The organism is Pontibacter sp. YIM B11418 (genome assembly GCF_059278805.1).
In genome coordinates this window covers 373694-395350 of the sequence record NZ_JCAEMH010000001.1, presented here as the reverse complement: position 1 = coordinate 395350, position 21657 = coordinate 373694, and the positions used below count along the sequence as shown (strand labels likewise).

17 protein-coding genes are annotated in these 21657 nt (G+C 51.3%); 7 read left to right on the top strand and 10 right to left on the bottom strand.

Translation table 11 applies throughout. From position 1 onward, the window contains the following. The first annotated feature begins 101 nt into the window (after positions 1-101). Together AC4QZR_RS01685 and AC4QZR_RS01680 are read left to right on the top strand one after the other, a co-directional pair. A complete protein-coding gene (locus AC4QZR_RS01685; protein WP_494479374.1) occupies positions 102-1241 on the top strand; it encodes a cystathionine gamma-synthase in 1140 nt (379 codons plus the stop codon). Positions 1242-1315: 74 nt separating this feature from the next. Then, positions 1316-1840, top strand: coding sequence for a DUF6141 family protein (locus AC4QZR_RS01680; protein WP_494479373.1), 525 nt, complete (start codon positions 1316-1318; stop codon positions 1838-1840). A 90-nt stretch (positions 1841-1930) separates the two neighbouring features. Here the strand turns inward: AC4QZR_RS01680 and AC4QZR_RS01675 are convergent, their stop codons facing one another. From AC4QZR_RS01675 to AC4QZR_RS01665, 3 genes are all read right to left on the bottom strand, one after another. Then, positions 1931-2647, bottom strand: a complete 717-nt coding sequence (locus tag AC4QZR_RS01675) for an OmpA family protein (RefSeq protein ID WP_253400766.1) — start codon at positions 2645-2647, stop codon at positions 1931-1933. 320 nt (positions 2648-2967) lie between these two features. Then, positions 2968-3333, bottom strand: coding sequence for a SpoIIAA family protein (locus AC4QZR_RS01670; protein ID WP_494479372.1), 366 nt, complete (start codon positions 3331-3333; stop codon positions 2968-2970). Positions 3334-3437: 104 nt separating this feature from the next. Continuing rightward, complete coding sequence (locus AC4QZR_RS01665) at positions 3438-3830, bottom strand: DUF5329 family protein (RefSeq protein ID WP_494479371.1); 393 nt, start codon at positions 3828-3830, stop codon at positions 3438-3440. 146 nt (positions 3831-3976) lie between these two features. Here AC4QZR_RS01665 and AC4QZR_RS01660 point away from each other — a divergent pair, with 146 nt between their 5' ends. Next, positions 3977-5905, top strand: a complete 1929-nt coding sequence (locus tag AC4QZR_RS01660) for a hypothetical protein (RefSeq protein WP_494479370.1) — start codon at positions 3977-3979, stop codon at positions 5903-5905. Between the two features lie 41 nt (positions 5906-5946). Continuing rightward, positions 5947-6444: a DUF421 domain-containing protein gene (locus tag AC4QZR_RS01655; RefSeq protein WP_494479369.1), complete on the top strand. Its 498-nt coding sequence runs from the start codon at positions 5947-5949 to the stop codon at positions 6442-6444. 60 nt (positions 6445-6504) lie between these two features. Here the strand turns inward: AC4QZR_RS01655 and trxA are convergent, their stop codons facing one another. The 3 genes from trxA to dnaE all read right to left on the bottom strand — a co-directional run bounded on the left by trxA (position 6505) and on the right by dnaE (position 11532). Continuing rightward, complete coding sequence (trxA, locus tag AC4QZR_RS01650; RefSeq protein WP_076669473.1) at positions 6505-6831, bottom strand: thioredoxin; 327 nt, start codon at positions 6829-6831, stop codon at positions 6505-6507. 253 nt (positions 6832-7084) lie between these two features. Next, entirely contained in the window at positions 7085-7630 is a 546-nt protein-coding gene (locus tag AC4QZR_RS01645; RefSeq protein WP_494479368.1) for an REP-associated tyrosine transposase, read from the bottom strand. Positions 7631-7908: 278 nt separating this feature from the next. Next, the gene (gene dnaE / locus AC4QZR_RS01640) at positions 7909-11532 is read right to left on the bottom strand and encodes a DNA polymerase III subunit alpha (protein WP_494479367.1); all 3624 of its coding nucleotides are present in this window, start codon (positions 11530-11532) and stop codon (positions 7909-7911) included. A 288-nt stretch (positions 11533-11820) separates the two neighbouring features. Between dnaE and AC4QZR_RS01635 the strand changes: the two genes are divergently transcribed. Further along, positions 11821-13149, top strand: coding sequence for an MFS transporter (locus tag AC4QZR_RS01635; protein ID WP_494479366.1), 1329 nt, complete (start codon positions 11821-11823; stop codon positions 13147-13149). A 73-nt stretch (positions 13150-13222) separates the two neighbouring features. Here the strand turns inward: AC4QZR_RS01635 and AC4QZR_RS01630 are convergent, their stop codons facing one another. From AC4QZR_RS01630 to AC4QZR_RS01615, 4 genes are all read right to left on the bottom strand, one after another. Then, positions 13223-15796: a LysM peptidoglycan-binding domain-containing protein gene (locus tag AC4QZR_RS01630; protein ID WP_494479365.1), complete on the bottom strand. Its 2574-nt coding sequence runs from the start codon at positions 15794-15796 to the stop codon at positions 13223-13225. A 329-nt stretch (positions 15797-16125) separates the two neighbouring features. After that, positions 16126-16770 (bottom strand): O-methyltransferase, encoded by a 645-nt coding sequence (locus tag AC4QZR_RS01625; RefSeq protein ID WP_494479364.1) that lies wholly within the window; start codon positions 16768-16770, stop codon positions 16126-16128. A 97-nt stretch (positions 16771-16867) separates the two neighbouring features. Then, positions 16868-18106: a M16 family metallopeptidase gene (locus AC4QZR_RS01620; protein ID WP_494479363.1), complete on the bottom strand. Its 1239-nt coding sequence runs from the start codon at positions 18104-18106 to the stop codon at positions 16868-16870. A 66-nt stretch (positions 18107-18172) separates the two neighbouring features. Continuing rightward, complete coding sequence (locus AC4QZR_RS01615; RefSeq protein WP_494479362.1) at positions 18173-18925, bottom strand: hypothetical protein; 753 nt, start codon at positions 18923-18925, stop codon at positions 18173-18175. Between the two features lie 162 nt (positions 18926-19087). On the opposite strand from AC4QZR_RS01615, the gene AC4QZR_RS01610 reads away from it, so the two are divergent. Next, positions 19088-20086 carry a glycosyltransferase family 9 protein gene (locus tag AC4QZR_RS01610; RefSeq protein WP_494479361.1) on the top strand — a complete coding sequence of 333 codons (999 nt, stop codon included), beginning with the start codon at positions 19088-19090 and terminating at the stop codon, positions 20084-20086. Between the two features lie 187 nt (positions 20087-20273). Further along, on the top strand, positions 20274-21566 hold the full coding sequence (locus AC4QZR_RS01605) for an aminopeptidase P N-terminal domain-containing protein (RefSeq protein WP_494479360.1): 1293 nt from the start codon (positions 20274-20276) through the stop codon (positions 21564-21566). Positions 21567-21657 lie beyond the last annotated feature (91 nt).

The following is a 21657-nucleotide window of genomic DNA, read 5'->3' as shown; positions in this document are numbered from 1 at the left end:
CACGTTAGGTGCTGTGAAGCACTAAGCTCCCTGATTCATTCAACTCCTGAAAGGTAAATTTATTAACTTGTGTCAAACCATTTATCCATAAAATAGATAATATGAAATTCGGAACAAAAGCTATACATGCCGGCGTGGAGCCGGACCCAACCACAGGCGCTATCATGACGCCCATCTACCAGACCTCCACTTATGTACAGCGTTCGCCGGGCGATCACAAGGGTTACGAGTATTCGCGCACGCATAACCCAACGCGCACGGCCCTGCAAAATGCGCTGGCGGAGTTGGAGAACGGGAAGCATGGCCTTTGTTTCGCTTCAGGTATGGCGGCCATCGATGCCATCATCAAAATGCTGAAGCCAGGCGACGAAGTGATCTCGACTAATGACCTGTATGGCGGAAGCTACCGCATCTTCACCAAAATATTCCAGAACTACGGCCTCAAGTTTCACTTCACTGACATGAGCGACCTGAGCAAGGTTGAGGCACTGGTGAACGAAAACACCCGCATGATCTGGGTGGAGACGCCCACCAACCCGCTGCTCAACATCATCGACATCAAAGGTTGCGCCGCCATCGCCAAAAAGCACAACCTGCTGCTGGTAGCCGACAACACCTTCGCCACCCCGTTCCTGCAAACGCCCCTCGACCTGGGCGCCGACATTGTGATGCACTCGCTTACCAAGTACATGGCCGGACATTCGGATGTGGTAATGGGTGCCGTGATTGTGAAGGATGACGCGTTGCATGAGAAACTGGCTTTTATCCAGAACGCCTGTGGTGGCACCCCAGGTCCGCAGGACTGCTTCCTGGTGTTGCGTGGCATCAAAACGCTGCATATCCGTATGGAGCGCCACTGCGAAAACGGCCGCGCCGTAGCCCAGTACCTCAAGAACCACGACAAGGTAGAGAAGGTATACTGGCCTGGCCTGGAAGATCATCCGGGCCACCGTGTAGCTAAGGAACAGATGCGCTCATACGGTGGCATGGTGTCGTTCGTGCTGAAAGGCGACCGGATGGAAGACGCCATCGCTGCGCTGGAGCGCTTCAAGTACTTTTCTTTGGCCGAGTCGCTGGGTGGTGTGGAATCGCTTTGCGGGCATCCTGCCTCTATGACGCACGCCAGTATACCTAGCGCCGAACGCCTGAAGGCTGGCCTGAGCGACTCGCTGATCCGCCTGAGTGTAGGTATAGAAGACATCGAGGACCTGCTGGCCGACCTGGAGCAGGCGATTGGCTAATCATAAAAATGACTGAAAGGTATAGCCGTTCCGCTCACAAACGGGGCGGCTATTTCTGTAAGGTATAGGTATAGATGGAAGAGCAACACATCTTGTTCCGGGAAAAGCAACGGTTCACGCAGTTCTGGCTATGGGCGCTGCTGCTGGGTCTGGCTGCCATCATGTTAGCAGGTTTTGTGTACCAGGTGCTGCTGGGTGGCACTTTCGGCAACCGGCCTGTGTCGGATGTGCCGCTGAGTATTATGACGGCCCTGATCGGCTTCGGTTTGCCTTTCTTTTTCTACTGGATGACCCTGACCACAGAAGTAATGCCAGGTGTGCTGCAGGTGCGTTTCCGGCCTTTCCATCTGAAACCGGTGCGTATACCCTTGCATACTGTGCGCGATTTTGAGAAGGTAACGTATGACCCGATCCGTGAGTACGGCGGCTGGGGAATACGATGGGGAGCAAAAGGCAAGGCGTACAGCACGTCGGGCAGGGAAGGCGTACTGCTGCGCTTTTACAACCAGCAGCCTGTCCTGATCGGCTCACAGCACGCCAAAGAGCTATTTCTGGCAATAGAGCAGGCTAAAGTGCTGGGCAAAGGTATAGCAGACTAAACTTGCAGGTATAGCACTCAATTAGCAGGTATAGAAAAGGCCGCTGATCGATAGGAGCAGCGGCCTTTTCTAATGTATGAGGTATAGGGATTATTTCATTGACTGGATGCCCAGGATCTTGTAGATCTCCGTGAAGTCAGGTGTCAGGATGATTTCTGTGCGGCGGTTCTTGGCCTTGGCGGCAGGCGTGCGACCTGTGTCAATCGGCTGGAAGAAGGCGCGTCCGGCCGGTGTGATGCGGTCAGGTGACAGCCCACGCTTGGCCATCAGGCGGGTAATTTCGGTTGCACGCAGCACGCTCAGGTCCCAGTTGTCAGCGATATCCTTCGTGCCTGGTCGGACTTCCACGTCATCGGTGTGGCCCTCTACCATCACGCCTACGCTCTGATTTTTCTTCAGCACATCCACCAATTGGTCGAGGGCTTCCTTACCCGTGTTGTTCACTTTTGTGCTGCCAGTGGCAAACAAAAGCTTATCAGACATAGACACATATACCTTGCCGTCCTTGATATTCACGCTCAGGTCGCCCTGGTTAAAGCCGGCCAGCGCAGTATTTACTTCGTTGCGCAGATCGTCCAGTATTTTTTTCTGGTCGTTCATAGCACGCTCCAATTCAGTCAGTTTCTGCTCACGCGCGCGCAGTGTATTACTTAATTCCTTTTCTTTTTCGCGGCTGGCGGCCTGCTCGCGTTCCAGGGCCTCTTTGCTGGCTTTCAGCTCGTCGTACTTTTTAGAGGAAACGCATGATGACATGAGGGCGCCACATAGAAGAAATGACAGGGATACTTTCGTGAAATTAGATTTCATGTGTGTTAGGGTGTTTATTGATCAGGTTGTTTGTAATTGATTTTTACCGGCAACTATGGTACAAAACGAGAAATGAGGCACGTAAGTATAATCCGGTTCAATTCCATTCCTCGATGGCCTCAATTTCAGAGCGAATATTATACTTAAGCTATATAAGACGCAACCGGACTGATAAATGTTTTGTTTTTGTAACAGGGGAGCAGGGAGATTGGGCCAATAGAGATTGAATAAACAGAAAAGCGGTTTGGCTTGTTACTCAGGTAATGGCTACTGTGTATGTAAAGGAGGAACGGTTAGAATGCTGCAGGTATGCTTGATTTTTACTCATCATCCCTTCGAACCCATTCCAATGCTTTGTCGCGTTCCAGTACTTCAAAGTGCCTTATTTTTGCCGTAGTAAAAGGGCTTGCCATCACAGTGAGCCAGTCCAGCCATTTGCGGTTACCGACGAGCGCAACTTTTCTGAAGTCGCCTGCGTGGCGGAAGTCAAATTTCAGGTCTTCCCAAAGCGCCTGCAGCGAAATTTCTTCGGCATCCTGCAACTCGGCATACACCCGTATCTTGCCGTACTGTTTGATTTTCTCTTCCAGTATCGGCAACATCACTTCATAGTCATGGCGGTCTACACTGCCAGCCAGGCGAAAAGCAACCAGCTCTTCCCGCGACTCTTCAAGTAACTGTAGCATTGGGATCAGGTTTGTCGTCATAGATACGTAACGACGATGACCACGTTCAAGTATAGTATTCAGCCACGGCTATACTTATACCTGTTATTGTACAATATTATGGCCTATTGGGCAACCAGCGTGCTCAGCTGGCGAAGTAGCACATCGCGGGTGGTACTGGTGGAGCCGTCGGCAAACCGGATGCTGTAAGGCGTGCCAGACGAAGACTGAGTAGCCAGTTCTGTAACGAACCCTTCCGCTGTTTTAATTTTTGAGGCGTGCTTTTTCCATTTTGAATACAAGTGCTCTGCAGCCTTTTCAGGTGCAAATTCGCTGTTGTCGCGTATAAAGGTGGCACCTTGCAGGGTGCGGATGTATTCGATCAGTTTCTGGACTTTCTGATCTTCTGACATCGTTTCGGAAGAGCCACTGTGTTCGTAAGAAGCTTGCGCAGCAGCGGGTTGTGTTGCACTATGAAATAAGAGAATGGCCACCGCCACGAATAGTACTCTGAACATGGTTTTTGTACTCGTTTTATTTTAAAATAATCTTGTCAGATAGGTAATTTAGCAAACCGGTAAGGCACTTAATTTCGAGTCTTAACGTTAGGTTCAGAAGCAAAAGCTATACCTGAATCTGCCGCTGTAACGGCTATACGTATTTTATGAAGAAAATTTTCTCCCTTTTTGCGATGGCCCTTTTGCTATGCCAGCAGGCCTTTGCCCAGCAGAACATCGAAACCAGACTGGGTTACAGTTACAACGATAAATTTGAATTTTCGGACGAGTGGCAATACCTCTCCACCGATATTTACCTCTATAATGGTGGTCAGTTTAACCGTGTACTCAACGAGTTGGAGTCGGGGGTGAAGAAGAAAAGCAAGAAGAATTACGCTTACGAACTGGAGTATCTGTTCATCACGGCGCAGCTCAAAAATCTGAAGCTCTTCGGCAACGACCAGATCGTATACCCGCTCTTCAACTTTCAGATCAACACCGACAAGAAAGAGTACCATACTCAGGTAAGTGATCATCTGGAAGTGGTGCGCATCATCGACAAAATGCCGCTGACTTCTGCCCAGAGCAGCATCGATGCGGCCATCAACGCTAAGGCTGTTACCAACCAGGACGGGGACCAGGTGTTCAACCTGGTGGCTAGCCAACTCGTGAGTTTATCTAATTTAACTAACCCATCGGTGGCAGTGATGTCGTTGGTAGGGGAGTTTGGTAACCTGCTCAACTCACGCGCCAAGAAGAAAGAGTATAAGTTCAGTTCGACCATACGTCTGTACGAAGGGCAGGATTTTGACACGCGTCTGCATTCGGTGAAGGTATACGTTTTCGTGCCGGGCAGTGTGAAAACCGTTACTTTAAAGCCAGCCAAACTGGCCGATTACCTCAGCAAGAACTCGAGCAAGCTGGACCGAAAGCAAATAGAGGATGCCATCGGGTATAAAGAGTATCCTTATATTGTGGTGGCCAATTACAAGTCGCTTTATAAAGTGGATGTGCTGACCGGCGATGAGGTGACCATGGACCTGATCGAGAAGCGCAAGCAGAAGATCCAGACGGCCTACGACACCAAGCTGATGAACGACGAAACGTACCGCCAGGAGAAGCTGTACGTAGAGTTTCTGCGCATATTCGCTGAGATGAAGCAGAACCTAAATGCCTACCGACTCAACTATCGCAATAATAGCCCGGAAATCAACGCGAAAAACCTGTTTGGAATCATGCAGGAGTGCAAGCGCCTGAAAACCGCTTTTGAGGCCCGCGAAAAGGAGTTTGAGAAGAACACGACGTATATGAACATCTTCCGGTCGGAATACGAGTCGATACTGGCCAACGCCGACCTATACCTAGACGCCGACCACAACCTGAAAAATGCCAAGGTGCTGGTGAACACGCTGCAGGAGCTCGAGAACAATCCGAAAGCATGGGACACACCGGCCAAACGTGAAGCGGCGCTGGCTAAGCTGTCGTCAGTGGAGTTGCCGCGCGCCGATTACCTGTCTGCTTCAGTGGAAGGAGAGGCCATCGTGCGCCTGACCAAGAGGCTGGAGGATATGCAATACCGCGAAGTATTCGAAAAAGAGGTGAAGAAGTTGACAGATACGCAGGCTTCTGAAGAAACGCTGTCTGTGCGCAACGCCCTGCAGGACAAAGCCAACACAAGCAACTGCCTGAGCTGCCGCGACAAGGTGCGCGATGCAGTGAACGAGTATAACAAGCGTTACGAAAACTCTAAACTCAAAGAAGAAACAAATGAAATGGGCAAGCTGCAGAGTGCAGCCGAACAACAGGTGCTGCGCCACCTGCGCTGGCGGCTGTGTTTCGACAATAACTTGCAGGCTGTAGCTGTGGCCAGTTCCGACAATGGCATGGACCGGTACTACGCCAAGCTGAGTGAAAAGAGCAGTTCGTTTGCAGCCACGATCAAAGAGCTGGACGCGCTCGCTAAAAACGCACCCGAGAACGCTCACCTGCAACAGGTGCAGGGCTATAACAAACAGCTAATCAATCTGATGAAAGAAGTAGAGCAACACTATGCCATGCTTTGCGAGTTAGATAAGAAACTCTGCGAGTGTCAGTAATGGGCCAATAACATTCCCGCAATTTTACCCGTTGGGAGTGTATGGTCGATTTTCTGGATACACTTCTAGGTATAGGCTCGGACTCGCTCACGTGGTGGCAAATGTCTATCCGGGCGGTGGTTGTTTTTATCGCGGCTTTGCTGATTATGCGGGTCGGCAACAAGCGCATTTTCGGAAAGCATACCGCTTTCGATATCGTGTTGGGTATCATCTATGGCTCAGTCCTCAGCCGCGCCATCACAGGCAACTCTCCCTTCTGGCCCACGCTAGCTGCTGCACTTACGCTGGTTTTACTGCACCGATTTCTGGCCTTTCTGGCTTATAGTACTTCTGGTTTCCTCGGGCCTTTTATTAAGGGCGATCCTGTGTGTCTGATAAAAGACGGAAAAGTACAGGAGGATGAGCTCAAAAAACTTAACCTGACTGAAAATGACCTGCAGGAAGCTCTGCGCGTGGGAGGCGTTACAGATACTAAAGACGTGGCGTACGGCTGTCTGGAACGGAGCGGTAACATCAGTATTGTTAAAAAGGATTCCTAAACACGAAAGCCTCTCCAGTTGTGGAAAGGCTTTCGTGTTTAGATAATATCAGACCGGTACTTAGGCCATCTGAGCGTCCAGTTTACCAGCCAGTACGTTTTTAGGTACAGCGCCTACCTGCTTGTCCACAACCTGTCCGTTTTTGAAAACGAGCAGTGTCGGGATGCTGCGGATACCGAATTTGGCAGAAGTCTGCGGGTTCGCGTCAACGTCTACTTTGCCAATTACGGCTTTGCCTTCGTATTCGCCAGCCAGCTCTTCCACGATCGGACCTACCATGCGGCACGGACCGCACCACTCTGCCCAAAAGTCTACCAATACTGGTTTATCTGAATTGATGATCTCATCAAAATTAGCGTCAGTGATTTCTAATGCTTTGTTAGCCATAACTTTAACGTTTTGTTGGTTAAATTCTCTGTTTTAAATATAGTAACATTTTATAGCTTGTCAAATTTAAGCCCAAACTAGGTGGGTATGACAAGCTGTCCTGTTCCCGGGCAATTCCCGCTGCAAATTTAGAACTTATACATACGAATTTACAAGCCGAGGGTATATTTATTTGTATAAACAAATGTTGCGGAATTAAGTTTCAAAAGGGTGAGTATGGGAGGGGACAGAATGGTAGAGAGAGGGATTGTCGCTAATCTGGCAACTCAATTGGTAGTAATCCAGGCAAATTAGCATAGCTTGCTGCGGAGCTATACCTATAGTGTTCTGCTTCATCAACCCACTCTGCCCGTACTGGGTTTTGGTGGATGTACTCCAGCTTTTGGTCTAGGAATGTGTTGCTGTGAATCTCCTTTGCTTGGTTGCCATCTTGCCAAAGTTTATAGTGACGCACCTTGGGATTAGGCTTAGCTGAGAATTCAAAACGATGTAGCATCCACTGTCTACGGCTTTCTGGCTCTTCCTGAATAGCGGTTACTATCTTCCGGCTGGTATATCCTTTAAAATCCCGGAGGATATCAGAAAGGTTTTTACATTCATCAGCCGCTGCAATTATGTGTAAATGATTACTCATCAGGCACCATGCATACAGTTTGAGGCCCTTATTTTCCTGACAGAATTTTAATGTGTCTACTATGATATGTTTGTAAGTGGGCCGAGTAAAAACATCAACCCAATCTACCACTGTCATGGTCAAGTAATACAAACCATCAGGTACAATTTTGTTTTTGAGTCGCATGCTGGGATTATACCTTATTTATTGAAATGCTGTTGCAAGACATGATGTGCTGCTGTTTCGGACATCTGTGTCCGAACCCCCTCTGTTGCGGACGTCCACGTCCGCGTGTGATGGGGACATGGATGTCCCCATCAGAAAGCATTCGGACACGGATGTCCGAATGAGCAGTTACAGCGATTGCAAATAAAGGTATGCCAGTTCCGCAGCATACCTTTCCTATACCTAAAGAGACAGGAGCGATTCATCTCTAAATCCCCACCTCCAAATTTTCAAATCAATTACAGCAGCTTACACTCACCCAATCCCAAATCCTTGATCTGTCCTAAGAAAACTTTCGGATCGACGCGGTACTTGCGGGAGTAAGTCGGCAGCACCAGCTTTTCGTCTGGTACGTGAAGCGTGATCTCCAGTCGCTTCTGGCCTGGGCTGGTCGCGATGGCTTCTTCCAAAGCCTCGGCTATGTTCGGGGTGAGGAGCTGCAGGTTCACGTTCAACTGTACGCCCTGCGCCATTTTGTCCATCACGTCGCCTAAAAGCTGTATGTTGGTTGGCTTGAGTTCCCACTGGTCTTCGGTACGATAGCGCAACTGCACTTTGCCCCGAATGAACAGGTATAGCCCTTGGCGAAGGTATGGCTGGAACTTCATGTAGTCTTCGCCGAATAGCGCCATTTGCAGCGTGGTATCATAGTCCTCGATGGAGAATAGCGCAAATGGGTTACCATTCTTCGCCGTCCTGATCACGACCTCCGAAACCATACCGGCCACGTTGATGTCCTTGTTCTTATAATTGGCAATATCAGCCAGCGCAGAGGTACAGTAGGAATCGATTTCCATCTTGAACTGGTCGAGTGGGTGGCCCGAGATGTAGAAACCTACGACTTCTTTCTCACGGCGCAGCATTTCAGCCTGCGTCCATACCTGTACTTCCGGTATCTTAGGAAGCGGGGAAGCTACAGCGGCGCTGCCCCCGAACAGCGACTGTTGCGCTGCCTGCTGCTCTGCCTGGTAGTTATTGCCATACCTAACAGCCTTCTCCAGCAAGCTGATGTTCTCGCCTTCAGGCACTTCCATCAGCTGGGCGCGGTGGTAAAGTCCCCACGAGTCGAATGCTCCGGCCAGGGCCATGCTTTCAAAGGTCTTCTTGTTCACGGCACGCAGGTTAACGCGCTTTGCAAAGTCGAAAATATCCTGGTAGGGGCCGTTCTTCTCTCTTTCTGAAATAATAGCGTCTACGGCTGCTTCGCCGGTGCCTTTGATAGCGGCCAGACCGAAACGGATCTGCCCCTGTTCGTTCACGTTGAACTTCAGCAAAGATTCATTCACGTCCGGACCCAGCACAGCCACGCCTTGTTTGCGGGCTTCTTCAATAAAGAACGTCACCTTTTTGATGTCGTTCATGTTGTTGGTCAGCACCGCCGCCATATACTCGGCCGGGTAGTGCGCCTTGAGGTAGCCGGTCTGATATGCTACCACAGAGTAAGCGGCGGAGTGGGAGCGGTTGAAGCCGTACTGGGCGAACTTCTCCATCACGTCGAATACCTCCGAAGCTTTCTTTGCCGGGATCTTGTGCATTTCTGCAGCACCGGCAATAAACTTCTCGCGCTCCTCGGCCATCTTTTTCATGTCCTTCTTACCCATGGCGCGGCGCAGCAAGTCGGCACCTCCCAATGAGTAACCAGCCAGAATCTGGGCCGTCTGCATGATCTGCTCCTGGTATACCATGATCCCGTATGAGTAATTCAGGATTGGCTCGAGCAGCTCATGCGGGTATTCCACTTCCTCTTTGCCGTGCTTGCGGTTAATGAAGTTTGGGATGAACTGCATCGGGCCCGGACGGTAAAGGGCGTTCATGGCAATCAAATCTTCAATGTTGGTCGGCTGCAAGTCCTTGAGGTACATGCGCATACCTTCCGACTCGAACTGGAACGTGCCGATCGTGTCGCCACGCTGGTAGAGTTCGTAGGTTTTCTCGTCGTCGATCGGAATGTTGTCGATGTCGATCTCCACGCCATGGTTCTTTTTGATGAGCTCCATGGCGTCTTTGATGATGGTCAGGGTTTTCAGGCCCAAAAAGTCCATCTTCAGCATACCTGCGCTCTCGATCACCTTGCCGTCGAACTGCGTTACGAGCAGGTCGGAGTCCTTGGAGGTCGAAACAGGTATGTAATTGGTAATATCGTCCGGAGCGATGATTACGCCGGCCGCATGTATACCTGTGTTGCGCACCGAGCCTTCCAGCTTTTCTGCCAGCCTCAGTACAGCAGCGCGCGCATCTTCCCCTTCGCGGATGGCGGCCAGTTCCAGGTTTTCTATAAAGGCCTTGGCCAGGGTGGTGCCCGGTGCTTCCGGTACCATTTTGGCCAGTTCGTTGGCCTCGGCCAGCGGCAGGGAGGTAGCACGGGCCACGTCCTTGATAGACGATTTGGCGGCCATCGTGCCGAAGGTGATGATCTGAGCCACCTGCGTTTTGCCATACTTGTCCACCACATAATCGATCACGCGCTGGCGGTTCACGTCGTCAAAGTCAATATCAATATCGGGCATGGACACACGCTCCGGATTCAGGAATCGTTCGAAGAGGAGGTTATACCTGATCGGGTCGATGTTGGTGATACCGACGCAGTAAGCCACTGCCGAACCGGCAGCCGAACCACGGCCCGGCCCCACGAACACCCCCATGTCGCGGCCACGGTTGATGAAGTCCTGCACGATCAAAAAGTAACCGGCAAAACCCATCGTCTTGATCACGTGCAGCTCAAAGTCGAGTCGCTCGGTCACTTCCGGCGTAATCTCAGAGTAGCGCTTGGCCGCGCCTTCGTAGGTGAGGTGGCGCAGGAACTCGTCGGCATCGGCGTGCTGCGGAGGTATAGGGAAGTTCGGCAACAGAATATCGCGCTTCAGCTTTGGCGGCGTGATCTTGTCAACGATCTCGTTGGTATTGTCCACAGCTTCCGGCACGTCCTGGAACAGTTGGTTCATCTCGGCCTGCGTCTTGAAGTAGAACTGGTCGTTCGGGAAACCGAAACGGGTTTTCGGACCGGCCTCATCAATGCGCTGCAGCATCTGGCGCACGTTCATGTGGTTGCTATACTTGTTGCGCACGTTTTCCACGGTGTCGTAGATCACCTTCTGGTCGTCGCTCAGGAAGCGGTAGTATTTGGTGGTAAAGTCGCCCACTGGGGTGCTCTGGTCTTCGCCGGTGTTCACGCACAGCAAAATGTCGTGCGCGTTCCAGTCCTCCTGGTCCACGTAATGCGAGTCGTTGGTGCAGATGACCTTGCAGTTATACTTCTTCGCCCACTTCAGCAGCACCTGGTTGATGTCCTCCTGGCTCTTGCCGGTGCCGTCGATGTTCATCAAACCGTGGCGCTGAATTTCGATGTAATAGTCCTCACCGAACACATCGAGCCACCACTTGAATATTTCTTCTGCTTCTTCTTCGCTTTTCCACAAAATCGCCTGCGGCACTTCGGCGCCAATGCAGCAGCTGGTTGCAATCAGACCTTTGCTATACTTGAGCAACAGTTCCTTATCAATGCGCGGCCACTTGCTGTATATCCCCTCGATGTAAGAAAGTGAGCAAAGTTTGGCCAGATTCTGATAGCCCTCCTGATCCTTAGCGAGTAGTAGCTGATGGTGGCGTACGTCTTTCTGTTCCTTTGTGAAGGTCTTCAAGTGACGATCTTTCACCAGGTAAAACTCGCAGCCTACGATCGGTTTCACGTTATACTTGTTGGCCTCGTTCACAAAGTTGAAGGCGGCGAACATGTTGCCGTGGTCGGTCATGGCAACGGCGGGCATGCCATCGGCCTGCGCCTTTTTCATGAGCGCGCTGATGCTGGCCTGTCCGTCGAGCAGGGAGTACTGTGTATGGGTGTGTAAGTGCGAAAAAACTGGCAAGACTATCTAGAATTAGTAATGACGAATGATGAATTTCTAATGACCCGCAGGTATAGCGATCCTATACCTGGAGCCTTTTCCGGGATGTTAAAATTACGCAAAATCGGGCGGCTGCCCAAACCAAAAACAGCTCTGCAGCAAAACAAAAGCGGGAGCGTAATCATCCCCTGCGCATGAAGTAATTTACTAACAGGCATTCCCGAATAAAGCGTATAATTATAACTCGAAAAGCGTCACTTGACGTAAGATAAAGCCTGTGCCCAAACAGGTATAAGAAAAAAGAACAGCATGGCAGAAACAGTTGAGTCAGGGAAGATAGGAGGTATGTTCCGGGCTTTGCGCTCGCGCAATTACCGGATCTTTTTCATGGGGCAGGGAGTCTCACTCATCGGTACCTGGATGCAGCAGATCGCCATCAGCTGGCTCGTATACCGTCTCACAGACTCTGTGTTCCTGCTGGGCGCCGTCACGTTCGCCAACCAGATTCCTTCTTTTTTGCTCGGGCCCTTCGCCGGGGTGCTAGCCGATAAGTTCAATCGCCACCATGTGTTGCTGGTCACGCAATTCCTGTCGATGCTGCAGGCGGGTACCTTGGCTACGCTGGTGCTGACGGGTACGGTGCAGGTATGGCATGTGATGACGCTGATGGTGGTGCTCGGTACGATCAACGCCTTCGATGTGGCCACCCGGCAGGCCTTTGTAGTGCAACTAGTCGACAAGCGCGAAGACATCAGCAACGCCATTGCGCTCAATTCCTCGATGTTCAACATGGCCCGCCTGGTGGGACCTTCCATAGCAGGGGTACTGATTGCCTGGGTAGGAGAGGGCGTCTGCATCCTGATCAACGCCGTGAGCTACCTGGCAGTACTGGCCTCGCTCCTGACGCTCCGGCTCAACCCCTTTGTGCGGGAAATTCGCCAGGAAAATGTATGGAACTCCCTCAAACAGGGCTTTTCCTATGCTTTCGGTTTTCCGCCCATCCGCACACTTATCCTGATCGTGGGTTTGATCAGCATGTTCGGTATGCCTTTCAGTGTGATGCTACCGGTGTTCGCCCGCGACATTCTGCACGGCGGGGCCAACACGCTGGGCTACCTGATGGGGGCATCCGGGCTGGGAGCTTTGTCAGGGGCACTGTTCCTGGCGCAGCGTAAATCGGTGATCGGGCTTGGCAAGGTGATCATTTTTACGATGACTTTGTTTGGTACGGCGCTGATGGCTTTCTCTTTTTCTACCGTGCTGTGGCTGTCGCTGGTGCTGATGCTCTTCACTGGTTTTGGGATGATCGTGACGATGGCTTCCTGCAACACGTTACTGCAAACGCTGGTAGACGAGGACAAGCGGGGCCGCGTCATGAGCCTCTACGCCACTGCCTTTATGGGGATGGCGCCGCTTGGCAGTATGCTGGCGAGCAGTATAGCAGAGCAGGTCGGAGTGGCTTATACCTTGCTGGGTTGCGGCTTCCTTTGTGCTGTCAGCGTCATTCCCTTTGCTCTGAACCTGAAACGTTTGCGTATGATGGTGCAGCCCATCTACGAGCGCCTCGGCATCATCCCCGAGATTGCCAACGGCCTTCGTACCGCCACGAAATTGACCGCCCCTCCAGGAAAACGCTAAGAGCAACTATTCCTTAAAACCGAAAGAGCCAGCTATTGCAGCTGGCTCTTTCGGTTTAGGATTCTTTAAAAAACTACTTTTTTCGGATCACCAGCTTATCGCCCGGTTTCACGTTGAAGTCAGATTTGTTGTTCCACTCCATGATGTCCTTGATAGTGACGCCATATTTGCGGGAGATCTGGTAAAGGCTCTCGCCGGATGCCACCGTATGCTGGGTGCTGGAACCGGTAAAGGTTTCTGACGGAGCTTCTTCCAGGTCTTCGTTTGTTGCTTTCTGATCAGTAGGAGCAGTCACGCGAAGTTCTTGTCCAATGGAAAGCGCTGAGCTGCGCAGGTTGTTCCAGGCTTTCAGCTCGTTCACTGTCACGTTATACCTGCGCGACAGGACGTACAGTGATTCGCCGGCAGCTACGGTGTGGACCTCTGTTTTCGCTGCTGCAACAGGCGCTTCTGTATTTGCCTCCACATTAGGAGCAGACTCCTCAGGTACCGTCTGCGGTTCGGCAATGATCAACTCCTGGCCAATCTTAATGGGCGCGTCACCCAGGTTGTTCCAGGTCGTGATGTCGTTCACGGTCACGGCGTACAACCTCGAGATGCCCCAGAGCGACTCCCCTTGTTTTACTATGTGGCGGGCAGGTTTGGCAAGTGGGGCAACATTCTCTTTCGCTACTGTACTAGACTGGCTAGTTTTGGCTGACTCCTGTCTGGCAGGTTTTGGTTTTGCAGGTTCAGCTTTGGCAGGAGTTTTCTTCACTGTTACATGCTCTGTAGCAGCTGTTTCCACTGTTTTCTCTGCCTCAAGCACTTCAGCTGTTTCTTCCTCCTCGTTTCCGGAGAAACCCACAAACACATCTTCGCTCAGACCTACCGCCCACTCGGCATTTTCCTCTTCTGTCTCTTCAGCTTGTACTTCCTGAGTTACTGTTTTTTGTTCCTCAGCTTCCTGAGCTTTTTTGCCAGGGTATAGGGCAGCGTTTTTGGGCTTCTCCGTAGCAGCTGGCGTTGCCGCTTTTTGAGCTTCAACAGGTTCTGCGGCTTTTACTTCCTGCTCAGGCTGTTTCATGACAGGTACGGGCACCGTTTCATTTTTTGTAGTAACGGCCTCCTCTATTTTCGACTCTTCTTGGGCTATACCTTGTTCAGCTTCCTGGGCAGGTATAGCGGCAATAGCTGTTTCTTCCTGCTTTGCTGTGGCAGCGGTTTGCGTTTCTGGTTGCTCCGGCGCTGTTGGCTGACCTTTCAGTTTGTTCCAGCTTCTCTTAAAACGTGTCAGAAAGTCGTCTTGCTGGGCAGCAGGCTCTGCAGCAGTTGTCTTAGCCGAAGCTTTGACAGTTTGTGGGGCTTTCTCCTGTGCAGCAACTGCTTGTCTTTCAGCACCTGGAACAGGTTTCAATTCACGCACCTCGATGGCTACCTTGGCCGGACGACGCTTCTGCAGCCAGAGCACACGGCCTGGTACCGGCACTTCCGCGCGCTTCATGCGGTTCTTAAACTGCAGGTAGTCCATCCGGATGCCGTACTGCTGAGCAATCTCCTGCATGGTTTCGCCGTGCTGCACCACGTGGTATTCTTTGTCGGCGTTCAGGCGTTTTGCTTCGATGTAATAAGCTTCGCCTTCCTCGAACCTGTCGAAGTCGCGCATGTCGTTAAAGCGGAGTAGCTTGCGGGTGGTAATACCGGCTTTGATGGCCAGCTTGTCTTTGGTGTCGCCTTTGCCAGCTACGATGGCGTTCAGGTTGTTACGCTTGATGATGCTGCCTGCTGCAGGTATAGCAGCCGTCTGTCGAACAGGTGTCGTACGCACAGGCTCGGTTGATGCTACTATACCTGGCTCTGAAGTATGGCGAACCGGAAGCATGACATAATAATCCTTGTCGGCAGGTATAGTACTGCCTAACAGCCATTTGTTGTATTTTTCGAGTTCAGAGGGATCGGTTTGATAAGCCAGTGCAATATCGGCCAGGCTTTGGCCAGGGGTAGCACGCAGCTCACGCAGCGAAACCACGGGAGGAGCACTCTTCCCAATAAAGCTGTCGTAGGCTACTTTATGCGCCAGAAACGTCAGCAGGTATGGGTCAGACTTCTCGGTGATGTCCATTCTTTTGCTGCCCTTGTCCGACTCTTTGGTATAGGCTTTAGCACCAGAGTAACCGTGGTAGTAAGAGAGAAGGGCATTGAACCAGTTGTTGTAGAAGTTGTTGCTGCGCTTAAAATAGCGGGCAGCTCCACGGCTGGCCTCTATAATATGCCGTCGTTCATCCACCAGGTGGTCCATGCGCAGATTAAAGTCCAAGGCAGCTTCTTTTTTGAACTGCCAGTAGCCTACGGCATTGGAAGTAGACACGGCATCGCCGCGCAGGCCGCTTTCCTGTAGGGCCAGGTACTTGAAATCATCCGGAACGCCTTCTTCCTGAAATGTGCGCTCAATCAGCGGAAAGTAGGCATCGGCCAGCTCCACCTTCATCTGGAAGAACTTCGGGCTACGGTGCAAGGCATCCACTTTTTTCTGGATCTCTTCCTGGGCCCTGGGCGAAATGCGCAGGTGGATGTCACCAAAATACAGGTTGTGCGGCACAGTGACAGTTTGTGCCACAGCGAATAGTGGCAGAAGCAGGAGCAACAAAAATGGTAATGGTGTCTTCATAAAGGTAAACGGGTAAAATAAGCGAAGCTATCCACAATGTGGCTACAGTATATGTTGAAACAGCTGTTGATAACTCATTAAGGTATAGGATGTTCTCTATATAGAGATAGACTTGCAAAATTAACGCAATTTACCCCGCATTCTAAAGCTTAGAACGAAGTTATTTTAGAGAAATTTTTTGATGTGGATAAGTAATAGGGAGTACTTGCGGACTGTTGCGCAAACAACTGATGCGCAGAAGCCATGCAATGCAAACAGGTATACCTATGCCCAAGCGCTTTAGCTATACCTATGGGCATAAAAAAAAGCGACACGCGGTCGCTTTTCTGTTATTTTTTGCGGGCAACCATCAGCCCGTCGCGCACCGGCAGCAGAATGTTCTCTACCCGTGGGTCGTCCTGTACCATTTTGTTGAAGTCTAGTAGGGCGGCCGTGTCTTCGTCGAGCTTCTTGCGGTACTTGGCCAGCACCTTGCCGCTCCAGAGCACATTGTCTGCAATGATGTAGCCACCCGAACGTACACGGTCGATTACCAGGTCGTAATAGTTGGCATAATTATACTTGTCGGCATCGATGAACACCAGGTCAAAAGTAGCATTGATGGTTGGGATGATTTCCAAAGCATTGCCGATGTAATACTTCACGCTCTCGCTCAGGCCGGCCTCTTTGATATAGCCACGGACGGTATCTTCGAGCTCTTCGTTGATGTCGATGGTGTGCAGCGTGCCGTCTTCCTGCAGTCCCTCCGCCAGGCAAAGGGCCGAGTAACCGGTATACGTTCCTACTTCCAGGATCTGCTTGGGGCGAATCATGTGGGAGAACATGGAAAGCAGACGGCCCTGCAGGTGACCCGACAACATGCGCGGTCGCATCACGTTCAGGTGCGTCTGGCGGTTTATCTTGTGCAGCAACTCCAACTCTGGTGAGGTATGGTCCTCTGCGTATTGCTGCAGTTCTTCGTCCAGGAATTCCATTTTATTGAATTGTTAAATGGTTGATGGTTAAATTGTTGTTTACTCAGTTAGCCCAAAAAGGCAATGCGCTTATTGCGGCTACAGCCTTCTTAACAATTTAGCCTTTAACAGGTACGTAATTCAGGAAACTCAGCTTCTCTTCGCGCAATACATCGTTGGCAATATCGATCAGGTCCTGGGCGGTGGTGTTTTTGATCTGTTCGAAGATCTCGTTCAGAGTGTCGATGTGGCCCTGGTCGAGGATGCTCTTGCCCATCATCATCATCAGGCCCATGTTGCTTTCCTCCGCCATGGCCAGCTGACCCATCAGCTGCTCCTTGGCCGTGTGCAGTTGCAGTGAGCCCAATTGTTTTTCGCGCAGCTTCTTGAGCTCCTTCAGTACCAGCGAGGTGGTGCGCTTCAGTTGCTTTTTCTCCGTGCCGAAGTAGATCGACAGCAGGCCCGTGTCAACGTAAGTGGCGTAGTTGGCGTCGATGGTATACACCAAACCGTGCTTTTCGCGGACGGCCAGGTTCAGGCGCGAGTTCATACCCGGACCGCCCAACAAATTCACTAGCATAAAGAAAGGAATGCGGCGGTCGTCGTTGAGGGCGTAAGCCGGGCAGCCGATCACGCAGTGTGCCTGTGAGATCGGCTTTTCGAACGTAACCGCCTTTGGTGTGTAGTTCTCAAAAGCAACACGCTGTCGTGGCTTGCTGATGGCCGGGATGTCAGCCAGATACTTTTCGGCCAGCTTTACCACCTTCTCGAAAGGCAGGTTGCTCACCGAGCAGAATACAAGGGCCTCAGTGCTCAGGTTGTCTTTGATAAAGCGCTGGAAGTCGTCTTTCTTAAAGCCAGATACACTCTCTTTGGTGCCCAGAATGTTGTTGCCGAGCGGATGAGTGTCGAATACCACATTGTCAAACTCGTCCACGATCGCCTCTTCCGGGGTGTCCAGGTACATGGCCATTTCCTCGAGTATCACGCCGCGCTCTTTCTCAATTTCCTTTTCAGGGAAGATAGAATGGAAGGTAATATCTGTTAGGAGCTCAAATGACTTCTCGAAGTGTTTGTCGAGCACGGAGCTGTAAAAGCAGAGCTTTTCTTTGGTAGTGTAGGCGTTCAGTTCGCCGCCCACCGACTCCAGTCTGTTGAGGATGTGGAAAGACTTGCGCTTGGCCGTGCCCTTAAAAGCCATGTGCTCCCAGAAATGGGCCAGGCCCAACTGGTCAGGCTGCTCATCGCGGCTGCCCAGGTCCAGAATGAAGCCACTGTGGGCAATTTTGGTGTGTAGTACTTGTTTGTGAACGATTCGAATACCGTTCGGCAATGTATGAATATGATAATCAAGCATTCAGTTCGCAATTAGCCTGCAAAGATAGGCAAAAAGTACCAAAACAGGCCGCTTGTCCGCCAAATGTTAGCGGTCGAGGCTGCGTCCGCCCACGTTGATCACGAAGCCCAGCGAAAAAACAGAATAGCCCGCCGTGAGTGCCTTGCGGTTGCGCAGACCGAAGTTGGTGCCGCTCGTGTACTGCAGTTGCACCGAAGGGCTGAGTACCATGCGGGTGTAGAAGATCGGCTCCAGGAAAATGTTGTCCTCGTTTGGTTGCTCCACTCCATCGAGTATATGTTTGTTCATGTTGACGTAACTCACACGGAGGGCCGTACCATAATTGAGCGGAAACTCATTGCCGAGCAGTCGCAGCGACTTTTTCTTTTTCGAGCTGAAGTTCACCTGCGTGAAATATTTACTGAAACCGGCCTCGCGACGGGTATGGGTCATTATACCTTCTTTCTCTTCCTTTTCTGTGCGGTCGCTGCTGCCACCGCCAAAGCCGGCGTATACCTCCAGCACCCGGTTCTGGTTCGGGCCAAATGTGGTAAAATAGCCCGCGCCGGCCTCTATCAGGTTGTGGCGGAAGTCCCGCTTCTTGCGTTCCTGGTTAAGCATAGAGCCGTTCAGCATTACCCCGATGTTGTCGGTAACGGCATACGCGGTATTAAATGTGATATTGCCTTTTGGTGTGATGTGCCCGCCGGCGCTCAGTTCGCCTTTTTCGGTGAACATGGGCACGTTGGGCACGTTAGGCATGTACGTAGACACACAGCCTGTGGTCAGGAGGAGGAGGGCAACAGCAAAGAGTTTAGCAGAATGTAATAGTGCTTTCATATGGGTAAGCGTGGCTAAAAGAACTGCTAAACTAACTTTCCTGTCGCTAAGAAGAAAAATATTTTTGCTCTTTTCCGTGAAAGCTGCCGCAAGCCTATACCTGCAGCTTCTAAACTTTCAAGTCTAACCGCATTGGCGTAGCTTTGCAGCAGCTTATACCTGATGAAAAAGATCCTGATCATACAGACCGCCTTTCTGGGCGATGTGGTGCTGGCAACCGGGCTGGTGGAAAAACTGCATGCTCATTATCCGGAAGCACAGCTCGATTTTCTACTTCGCAAAGGCAACGAGTCGCTGCTGAAAGGGCACCCGCTGCTAAGGCAGGTCTTAATCTGGAACAAGCAGGAAGGGAAGTATAAAAGCCTGATGAGTCTGCTCAAACAGATCCGGCACGAGCGTTATGATCTGGTCGTGAATCTGCAGCGCTTCGGTGCCACAGGTATACTCACCGCCCTTTCCGGCGCCCGCGAGACAGTTGGTTTCGACAAAAATCCTTTCTCCCGCTTCTTTACCCGCCGTTATACCCACAGCGTGGACTCCGGTACGCATGAAGTGGAGCGCAACCACCTGCTCATCGCCAGCCTCACCGACGGGCAAGCGGCCAAACCCAGATTATACCCTTCTCCGGAAGACTTCAACAAAGTGCAGTCATTAAAGCAGGAGCCGTTTATCTGCATGGCACCAACCTCGGTGTGGTTCACCAAGCAGTACCCGCTTGAGCAGTGGGTAGAGCTGCTCGACCAGTTGGGTGAGAGGTATAAGGTATACCTGCTCGGTGCTCCTGCTGACAAAGCCCACTGCGAGGAGATCATCAGCAAGACTAAAAACCGGCGGGTAGAAAACCTGTGCGGCCAGCTCAACCTGCTGCAGTCAGCGGCCCTTATGCGCGATGCCGTGCTCAACTACGTAAACGATTCAGGTCCCATGCACCTCGCCTCTGCCTTGGATGCGCCTACCTGTGCCATCTTCTGCTCCACCGTGCCCCGCTTTGGCTTTGGGCCGCTGGCAAACTTCTCGGCTGTTGTCGAGAAAAATGAGCAGCTTTATTGCCGCCCTTGCGGCCTGCACGGGTATAAAACCTGCCCTGAAGGACATTTTAAATGTGCAAAAGATATAGCCACGGCACAGCTGTTGAATGTGCTCGCTACCCGCACAGCTTAAGAGGGTTATAGTAGTGTGTGTAGTGTGGTAGGAGTAGGAATAAGATAAGTTTGCAATCCCTGGTATATTAGGTTTTTTCTATAGAGGTGTTTGGACTAATAATAAAAGTACTACCTTTGCAGTGCAAGTTCAGTCAGGCCTAAGAATCTGACAGACGACTGCACCTAGCCACTATACCTACAAAACTATGAAATACCAGCCCATCGACAGGGAGCTGTTCTGCTATAACAGGCGCAATTTTGTGCGGCAGCTCAAGCCTTCCTCTCTTGCTGTTTTTCATTCTAATGATGTGATGCCTACCAATGCGGATGGCACCATGGCGTTCCGTCAAAACAGCGACCTCTTCTATCTTTCGGGAGTAGACCAGGAGGAAAGCATTCTTTTGCTTTTCCCGGACGCACGCGACGAGCGCATGAAGGAAGTGCTGTTTGTGCGCGAGTCCAATGAGCACATCATGGTATGGGAAGGGTATAAGCTTTCCAAAGAGCAGGCCCGCGACACCTCAGGTATAACCTCTGTGCTGTGGCTGAAAGACTTTAAGCAGGTTTTCAACAGCCTAATGGCCGAGGCCGAGCACGTATACCTGAACACCAACGAGCACCTGCGTGCCGTGGTAGAGGTAGAAACACGCGATGCCCGCTTTATTAAGTGGTGCCAGGAGGTATACCCGCTGCACCGCTACGAGCGCAGTGCGCCCATCATGCACCACCTGCGTGCCATCAAATCCGAAAAAGAAATAGAGCTTCTCCGCAAAGCGTGCGATATCACGGAGCTGGGCTTCCGCAGACTACTGCAGTTTATTAAGCCCGGGGTGATGGAGTACGAAGTGGAGGCAGAGCTCTATCACGAATTTATACGCAACCGCTCACGAGGACCAGCCTATAGCCCGATCATCGCTTCGGGTGAGAATGCCTGCATCCTGCACTACACCGATAACAGTCGCGAGTGCAAGGATGGCGACCTGCTGTTGATGGACGTTGGAGCCGAGTACGCTAACTATGCCGCCGATATGACGCGCACAGTGCCGGTAAACGGCAAGTTTACCAAGCGCCAGCGCGAGGTATACGATGCGGTACTGCGTGTGATGAAAGCCGCTACTCAGATGCTGGTGCCCGGCAACTCACTTGACCAGTACCATAAGTTTGTGGGGACGGTGATGGAGAACGAACTGATCGGACTCGGTTTGCTTGACGCAGGCGATGTGCGCAACCAGGATCCGTCGAATCCGCTATACAGGAAATATTTCATGCACGGTACCTCGCACCACTTGGGGCTCGACGTGCATGATGTGGGTAGCAAGTACCGCTCTTTTGAAGAAGGAATGGTGTTTACCTGCGAGCCGGGTATTTATATAAGAGAAGAAGGTATAGGCGTGAGGCTGGAGAATGATATTCTGGTTACCAAAAGCGGACCGGTGGATCTGATGAAGAATATTCCGCTGGAGGCAGATGATATTGAAAGGCTGATGCAAAAGCGCTAAGCACGTGCATAACAAGGGTTTACAGATAACTACTTGCAGCCTTTTTTATTGTATTTACGTTAAAAAACAGATGCTTTGCATTTATTGATGT